Raw genomic sequence first — 8,562 nt, forward strand, 5'->3', positions numbered from 1 at the left:
CGACCAGCACGGTCGAGCCCCCGCGGAGATCCGCGGGGGCTCGACGTTTCGGGCCGTGGTCGGCCGCGACGGCTCAGGGAATCGCGATCCCCGCACCGTCGAAGCGGACCCAGTTCAGCCGGAACAGGTTGTTGCCGGTCGCGCCCCCGGGCACGGCTCGCGCGACCAGGTACAGGTCGTGGAGGCCGCCCGGGTCGGCCAGCGGGAACGACTGGCTCTCCCACGTGCCCGTGCCGCCGGTCGCGGTGAGCTGCACCGTGTCGAGGATCGGACCGTCCGGCGCGTCGAGGTGGATCTCGACGGCCGCCAGCGGGGCGCCGGCGACGAGGTTGTTGGCGTTGTCGGACACCCGCAGGGTGATGCCGTCGATGCCGACCAGGTCGTAGCCACCGTTGAGCTGCATCCACGCCCCGTCGTTGAGGCCGGTGCGATGCTCACCACCGCCATCGGGGTCGTTGGTGGTCGCCACGTTGGTGCTCGACTGGTTCAGCACGAACTCGACCTGCTGCAGCTTCTGGCGGATGTTGGCCTGGTCGGTCGCGGACAGGGCCGGGATGCCCCCCGGACCGCCCGCATCGGTGTAGGACGCGCTGACCACTGCCCAGACGTTGCCGCCGTGCGACTCGTCGTCGGGGTCGGTGCTCAGCGTGCCGCTGCACCCGAACGTGGTGTCGCCGGCGTGGCCGTGCTCGTCGTGGGCGAGCACGACGGTCACCTGGACCCGGCTGCAGTCGAGCGGACCGTCCTCCGCGTCGGACCCGCTGACCTGGAACGGGATCGACTCGCCGAAGGTGAACGTGCCGCCCTCGACCGGGACGTCGACCTGCAGGGTCGGTGAGGTGTTGCCCACGGTGATGGTCGTGTTCGCCGTCCCGGTCTTGCCGCTGGAGTCGGTCACGGTCAGCCGGGCGACGTACACGCCGTTGGTGGTGTAGGTGTGGGTCGGGTTCGGCTCGACCGAGTCCACGGTGCCGTTGCCGTCGAAGTCCCAGGCGAAGCGGATCGAGTCGGCCGGGTCGGCGTCGTTGGACCCCTCGCTCGAGAACTGCACGGCCAGCGGTGCCTGCCCGTCGGTGGGCGTCGCCGTCAGGACCGCGGTCGGTGCCCGCGTGCCCTTGACGTAGTCCCAGCGGTACAGGCCGGCGTCCGGGTTGGCCCGGAAGAAGCCGTCACCGTAGGTCAGCAGGTAGAAGTGTCCGTCCTCGTCGAACTGGAAGTCCATCGGCGTGTCGCACTCGAACCCGAACTCGGCGGTGTCGGCCGAACCGAGCGCGCCGCAGTCCAGGAAGTCGTTGATCACCGAGACACGGCCCTGCGAGTCGAACCGGATCTCCTTGAGGTGGTCACGGGTGAACTCGCCGAACAGCACGGCTCCGTCGTAGTACGGCGGCAGCCTGGTCTCGTCCGTGTTGTCCGGGTCGAACTCGTAGGTGGTGGCGGCCTGTGGGCCGACGCCACCCGACTCCAGCCCCGGGAACAACCGCGGGCAGACGCGCTCCTCGGCCGGCCGGGTGCCGTCGTAGGACGCGAAGCACGGGGTCCCGAGCGGGTTCGCCCCGGCGTTGTCGTTGTAGGAGTACCAGACCTCGGGATCGGTGATCGGCGGGGTCTGGACGCGACCGGGTTCGACCGACGGACCGCCCTCGGCGACCCAGCGCGACTCGTTCATCGGCCCCTGGTCCGGGTCGTCGCAGTCGAACGGCTGGGCGGGATCGTCCAACGGCGAGGACGTCACGAAGTTCCAGCGGAAGTACGGCAGGTCGGTCTTGTAGCACACCGGCCAGCCGTAGTTGGCGGGCTCGTCGATGATCACGACCCGACCCGTGCCCGCGGGGCCACGGTTGACCTCCGGCACGCGCGAGTCCGGCGAGTAGTCGGCGATGTAGGCGACGCCCTCGCTGTCGACCTGCACCCGGAACGGGTTGCGCAGGCCCATGGCGTAGATCTCCGGGCGGGCGCGCTCGTCGCCGACCTGGAACAGGTTGTCGTCGGGGACGGAGTAGGCCCCACCGAGGTCGTTCTCCTCGGCGTCGGCGATGGCGCCGTCCTTGACGGTGATCCGCAGCAGCTTGCCACGCAGGTCGTTGGTGTTGAGCGCCGAGCGGCGCGCGTCGACGTGCGGCGCGTTGTACTGGCCACCGGCGGTCAGCTGGTCGTTGAACGGACCGAAGCCCCCGGAGCCACCGCCACCCGCCGGGGTGTCGTCGCCTGTGACCATCCACAGGTTGCCGTCCAGGTCGAAGTCGATGTCCCCGGCGACGTGGCAGCAGGCGCCACGGTTGACCGGAACGCGCAGGATCTGCTCCTCCGAGTCGACGTCGAGGTGGGCAGGCGTCGAGCCGGACCCGTCGACGAACTTGAACCGGGACAGCTGGAAGTAGCCCACCCAGGGGTCCCACGCCTCGATCGAGGCCGCGGTGTTGGGGGCATTGCCGGTGGGCGTGGTCTGGGTGACGACCTCGCCGGTCGACAGGGTGACGTCCTCCACGGTGGGGGGCGAGTAGTACAGGTAGACCCAGCCGTTCTCGTCGAAGTCGGCGTCGATCGCGGGACCGTAGAGCCCGTCCTCGCTCGCCGTGTACACCGGGATCTGGGCCAGCGTCGTGGTGGTGTTGGCCTCGGGGTCGTGCAGGACCAGCGCACCGCTGCGCTGCGTCTGCAGGACCCGCCCGTCCGGGAGGACGTCGAAGCCGATCGGCTCGCCGATGTTGGGCGGCGCGGCGATCTTGGTCTGCTGGAAGTTGGCCATGACCGTGGCGCCGCAGTCGCTGTACACCGGGTCGGCCAGGCCGGAGGCCCAGGTGATCGCCCCGGCGACGTGGGACCGGAAGTCCGCGTCGGCGAAACTGCCGCTGGTGGTGCCCAGGGCACTGTAGAACGAGCGACCGCCCTGCCAGTCCTTGCACCAGGCGACCGGGTGGTCGGCGCCCATGGTGCCGCCTTCGATGCCGTCGAGCCGCGTCCCGTCCGACAGGAGCTCGTGGGCGCCGAGGGCGTCGACCAGTTCGACGACCGTCGCCAGCACGTGGCTGGAGCCACGCACGTTGGTGTCGAAGTTGTACCAGGACTCGGACCGGGTCCAGTAGTCGGGCAGGTCGGCCGAGGCGACGTGCCCACGGTCGGCCACCTTGACCGTTCCGGCCTGCACCCCGGTCGCCTCGGTCGCACGCGCGCCGATCACCTCGGTGAGGAAGTCCCAGTCGGGCTCGGTCTCGATCGAGGCGCCGAGGCCGACCCAGCCACCGCCGGCCCGGTACCACGACTCGAACGCTGCCTCCTGCGTGGCGTCGAGGACGTCACCCGGCGCGGTCAGGAAGACGACCGTGCTGAACTTGGCGAGGTTCTCCTCGCTGAACTGCGAGGCGTCGCCGTTGGCGACGACCTGGAAGCCGTTGGCCTTGCCGAGGTCCCGGATGGCGGCCACGGCCGACTTCACGGCGGGGGGCTTCTGGCCCCCCGTGAAGACGAACACCTTCGCGGACGGAGCCGCCGCGGCGGGCTGGATGGTGGTCGCGGTGGGGGCGACGACCAGCAGTGCGGCGACGAGGGCGGCCAGGACGGCGAGGATCACGAACCCTCGGAGTCGGTGGCCGGTGGAAATGCTGGCAGGGCTGGGGGGTGATCCGCGCATGGCGCTGTCTCCGGATAGGGACGACACGCCCGGCCGCATCGCGCGGACGTCGTGGCCTGCCGTCGAGGGCCACGGTCACGGGACGTCGAGCCTGCACCCCTGCGGAGCCCGCGACCATGGCGGTTTGGTCCGGCAACTCTTGCAGGTTTCTCCATCGGGGTCAACAAGTTTCTTCGACGAACGAAGAAAGAGTGGAAACCTCGACACGACAAGCAAGGAGAGACGTTGAATCGGCTTGTTCAGACCTCAAAAACCCGGCGACAGGCGTCGGACTTCTGCCTGACAGCCAGCCAAAGACCCGTTGCGATGCGCTGGCAAACACCACCGGGGATCCCGCTTCGGGATCCCCGGTGGGGTCGTCCTGCGTTCGCTCAGCGGCGTGAGCGCGACCGCGCCCGGCGGGACCGGGACCGGGCTCCACCACTGGGAGCGTCGGCCCGACGGCGGCCGTTGCCGCCGTGGCCACCCTTGCCGGTGTCTCCGCTGCCACGGCCGTTGTCGCTGGAGCGCTCGGTGGCCGGGCGCGCGTGGGTGCCGCGTCGACCCGAGGGGGCCTGGCCGGCCGGATCGCGGAGGGCCGCGACGTCCATCGGGGCGGACCCGCTGGGCAGATCCAGCGCACGCTGGATCGCTCGGGCGTCCTTCTGCTGGTCCTCCATCACCATGGTCACGACGATGCCGGTGGCGCCGGCGCGACCGGTGCGACCGGAGCGGTGGACGTAGTCCTTGTCGCTGCCCGGCAGGTCGTAGTGCAGGACCATCGCCACGTCGTCGACGTGGATGCCGCGGGCGGCGACGTCGGTCGCGACCAGCGCCTGGACCCGACCGTCGGCGAACTGGGCGAGCGCACGCTCGCGCTGGTTCTGGTTGCGGTTGCCGTGGATGGCCGCGGTCGACACGCCCGCCTTCGCCAGTTGCTTGGCGAGACGGTCCGCGCCCCGCTTGGTGCGCACGAAGACGATCGCCGGGGTGACGGCGCGCAGGGCCTCGATGGTCTGGGGGCGCCGGTTGGCGCTGGTCGCGGACCAGAAGTGGTGGCTGACGACGCCCTGCTCCTCGACCGGGTCGTCGCTGACGTGGCGGACCGGGTCGGACTGGTAGCGACGCACCAGCACGTCCACGTCGCCGTCGAGCGTGGCCGAGAACAGCAGGGTCTGGCGCTCGGACGAGGTCTGGTCGAGCAGTCGCGTGACCTCGGGCAGGAAGCCCATGTCGGCCATGCGGTCGGCCTCGTCGAGCACGACGATGCGGACCTCGGACAGGTCGCAGGCGCCACGCTGCACCAGGTCCGCGAGGCGGCCCGGGGTCGCGACCAGCACGTCGACACCGGACGTCAGCCTCGCGATGTCGCGCTTGACGTTGGTGCCGCCGTAGACGGTGGCGACGCGGCGGTCGCGACGCGTCGCCAGGGGGGCCATGGTCTCGGCGACCTGGGCGGCGAGTTCGCGGGTGGGCGTCAGCACCAGGGCCGCGGGGCGGCGGGAACGGGCCCGCTCGACCCGGGCGATGGTCGGGATGGAGAAGGCCAGGGTCTTGCCGGAGCCGGTGGGCGCGCAGCCCGAGACGTCCCGACCCGCGAGGGCCTCGGGGATCGTGACCGACTGGATCGGGAACGGCGCGTCGATGCCGAGTCGGTCGAGCTCGGTGGCCAGGTCGGCCGGCACGCCGAGGTCGGCGAAGGTGACCTCGTCGGTGTCGGCGAGGGGAGTGGATGTGGAGGTGGTCATGTGATGGGTTCTCTCGCGGCGCTCGCACGGGGCGCCGGGGGGTGGTGCGCGCAGGCCCGGCGAACCGGGGCGCGGGTGACGGCCCACCGGGATGGCGGGCGGGTGCGTGAACACGCACGGTCAGTGTCGGCAGGGGCCGGGGAGACTGGCAGCGGGTCGCGGCCGCTGCCCGAGTGGGGCAGGGGGCCCGTCGAGGGCCGGGTCGCGGAGCCGGTGCACGTGTTGCGAAGGTCGGGCGAGCGGTGCTCGGCAACCAACGTGGACCCCACGGTACCCGATGGCTCGCAGGCAACGCGCCGACAACGACGGACGGCCGGGTCCGGACGGCCCCGGCCGTCGGCCGGACAAGGGGCTCGAAATGGCTATTCCGTGTGGCTGCGTGACGAACCTAGGGTGAGGTGCGTGGGGCACGGCCCATTCGAATCGGTGACATCGCATCCGGATCCATCCCGCGACGTCGTCGACTGCCGTCGGAGGCAGGGTCGGTCGTGACCCTCCGCGTCCACGGAGTCGATGGAAGGGGCATCCGATGGGGCACGCTTCGCTGGGCGAAACGCCCAAGAACCGACCCGAAGACCGACCCGAAGACGGGCCTGACGAACGGCATCGCGACGACCACGAGGCGGTGACGTCGTGCCGGTCGAGCTGAGACATCCTGGCGTCTACATCGAGGAACTTCCCAGCGGCGTGCGCACGATCACGGGGGTGGCCACCTCGGTCACCGCCTTCGTGGGGCGGGCGTTGCGCGGGGACGTCGACACCGCGACCACGATCACGTCGTTCGGGGACTTCGAACGGGTCTTCGGCGGACTGTGGCGGGACAGCTCGCTGGGCTACGCGGTGCGGGACTTCTTCACGCAGGGCGGCTCGACCGCCGTGGTCGTGCGGGTCCACGAGCCCGCAGCCGACGACGTCGCTGCGCTGACCGTCGGTGCCGACACCGGGGCGCTCGCCCTGGTGGCGGCGTCGCCCGGGGCCTGGGGTGGACGGCTGACGGCCCAGACCGACGTCGCGGTGGGCGATCCCGACGACGACGACCTGTTCAACCTGACGATCACCGACACCGGGACCGGCGCGGTGGAGCAACACCTCAACGTGTCGATCGGGGTCGACAGCCCGCGCCGGATCGACACGGTGCTCGACCAGCGGTCGAACCTGGTCCGGGTGTCCGGCGACCTGCCGACGACGAACCCGGGCGCGGCGGGTCCCGAGGACGCGACCGGGGGCAACGATGGCGGCGACCTGACCGACGCCAACTACACGACCGCGACCGGCATGCAGGACGACAAGCTGGGGCTGTACGCCCTCGAGGACGCCGACCTGGTCAACCTGATCGTGGTCCCGCCCTACACCGACCCGGGCGCGGGCGTGCCGGTCACCGAGGGCGGTGTCGACGCACAGGTCGTGACCGACACCATCGCCTATGCGGAAGCGCGCCGGGCGATGGTGGTGCTGGACCCACCGAGTGACTGGGCATCGGTGGACGACGCCGAGGACGACGCCACCGCGACACCCCTGCCCGACGCCGTGCCGGCGTCGAAGAACGCGGTGATGTACTTCCCGCGGATCCGCAAGCCGGACCCGCTGCGCGACCTGCAGCTGGGCACGTTCGCGCCGTCAGGCGCCATCGCCGGCGTGATCGCCCGCACCGACACCGAGCGCGGGGTCTGGAAGGCACCGGCAGGCCTGGATGCGACCGTCCGCGGCGTCTCCCAGCTGGAGATCCCGCTCACCGACGCCGAGGTCGGGCGACTCAACCCGCACGGCATCAACTGCCTGCGGGCCGCGCCGGCCGCGGGCCACGTGGTGTGGGGCGCCCGTACCCGCGTGGGCTCGGACCGGCTCGCCAGTGAGTGGAAGTACGTGCCGGTCCGCCGCACGGCCCTGTTCCTGGAGGAGTCGCTGTACCGCGGCACCCAGTGGGTCGTGTTCGAGCCCAACGACGAGCCACTGTGGTCCCAGGTCCGGCTCAACATCGGCGCGTTCCTGACCACGCTGTTCCGCCAGGGTGCGTTCGCCGGCTCGACCCCACGCGAGGCGTTCTTCGTCAAGTGTGATGCCGAGACCACCACCCAGGCAGACATCGACCTGGGACGGGTCAACATCGTGGTCGGGTTCGCGCCCCTGAAGCCCGCCGAGTTCGTCGTGATCAGCCTGCAACAGCTGGCCGGCCAGGACGGGGGTGCATGATGGCACAGTTCACCGTCAACGCCGAACGGTTCGATCCGTACAAGAACTTCAAGTTCCGAGTGCGCTGGGACGGCCGCTACGTCGCCGGCGTCAGCAAGGTCGGGGCACTCAAGCGCACCACCGAGCCGGTCGAGCACCGTGAGGGGGGTGATCCGTCGACCAGCCGGAAGTCGCCGGGTCGGACCAGCTACGAGGCGATCACGCTCGAACGCGGGGTCACCCACGACACCGAGTTCGAGAGCTGGGCCAACAAGGTGTGGAACTTCGGGTCGGGACTGGGTGCCGAGGTCTCCCTGAAGGACTTCCGCAAGGACATCGTGATCGAGCTCTACAACGAGGCCGGCCAGGTCGCACTGGCATGGAAGGTCTACCGCTGCTGGGTGTCGGAGTTCCAGGCCCTGCCGGAGCTCGACGCCAACGCCAACGCCGTGGCCATCCAGATGCTCAAGCTCGAGAACGAGGGCTGGGAGCGTGACTACGACGTCGTCGAGCCCAGCGAGCCCAGGTTCAGCGAGCCCTAGGAACCGCCTGTCCCACGCCGCGGTCGCCCCGACCTGCGCCGCCACGACCCCCGAGGGGTCACCGGGCGGCAGGGGCCGCCGTCCGCCCACCCGACGCACGACCGGGGAACACCATGTCCGTCGACGCCGACACCGTGCTCCGCCTGTGGGAGCAGGCCGGCCCGCTGGACGACCAGGGCCGGGCCACCGCCCTGGCCGGGGCGGTCGCCCCGGCGGCGGACCCCGACGAGGTGGCCGACTGGCCGCTCGGCCGCCGTGACGCCCGGCTGTTGCAGCTGCGCGCGGCGGTGGCCGGACCCGCACTGGAGGCCGTGACGACCTGTCCGGCCTGCGACGGCGAACTGTCCTTCACGCTCGACACGATCGCGCTGGCCGCGGTCGACGGTGATACGGACCGGTCGGACGAACCCCTGGACGAGCCCCTGTGCGTCCGGGTCGACGACTGGCAGGTGACCTGCCGCCGGCTGACCACCGCCGACCTGGTCGCCGCCGG

4 protein-coding genes and 1 pseudogene are annotated in these 8,562 nt (G+C 71.0%); 3 read left to right on the top strand and 2 right to left on the bottom strand.

Annotated features, from left to right (window positions below):
- Positions 1–73: 73 nt before the first annotated feature.
- Entirely contained in the window at positions 74–3,571 is a 3,498-nt protein-coding gene (locus KR546_RS09050) for a ThuA domain-containing protein (RefSeq protein WP_238444381.1), read from the bottom strand.
- Positions 3,572–4,002: 431 nt separating this feature from the next.
- Positions 4,003–5,358: a DEAD/DEAH box helicase gene (locus KR546_RS09055; protein ID WP_238444382.1), complete on the bottom strand. Its 1,356-nt coding sequence runs from the start codon at positions 5,356–5,358 to the stop codon at positions 4,003–4,005.
- A gap of 633 nt (positions 5,359–5,991) precedes the next feature.
- Between KR546_RS09055 and KR546_RS19685 the strand changes: the two genes are divergently transcribed.
- From KR546_RS19685 to KR546_RS09070, 3 genes and pseudogenes are all read left to right on the top strand, one after another.
- Positions 5,992–7,548 carry a phage tail sheath family protein gene (locus KR546_RS19685; protein WP_238444383.1) on the top strand — a complete coding sequence of 519 codons (1,557 nt, stop codon included), beginning with the start codon at positions 5,992–5,994 and terminating at the stop codon, positions 7,546–7,548.
- A complete protein-coding gene (locus tag KR546_RS09065) occupies positions 7,548–8,069 on the top strand; it encodes a phage tail protein (RefSeq protein WP_238444390.1) in 522 nt (173 codons plus the stop codon). Before KR546_RS19685 ends, KR546_RS09065 begins: the two co-directional genes overlap by 1 nt.
- A 113-nt stretch (positions 8,070–8,182) precedes the next feature.
- Positions 8,183–8,562, top strand: a pseudogene (locus tag KR546_RS09070) (hypothetical protein); the annotation flags it as partial.

The organism is Salsipaludibacter albus (genome assembly GCF_019798055.1).
Lineage (GTDB): Bacteria > Actinomycetota > Nitriliruptoria > Nitriliruptorales > Nitriliruptoraceae > Salsipaludibacter > Salsipaludibacter albus.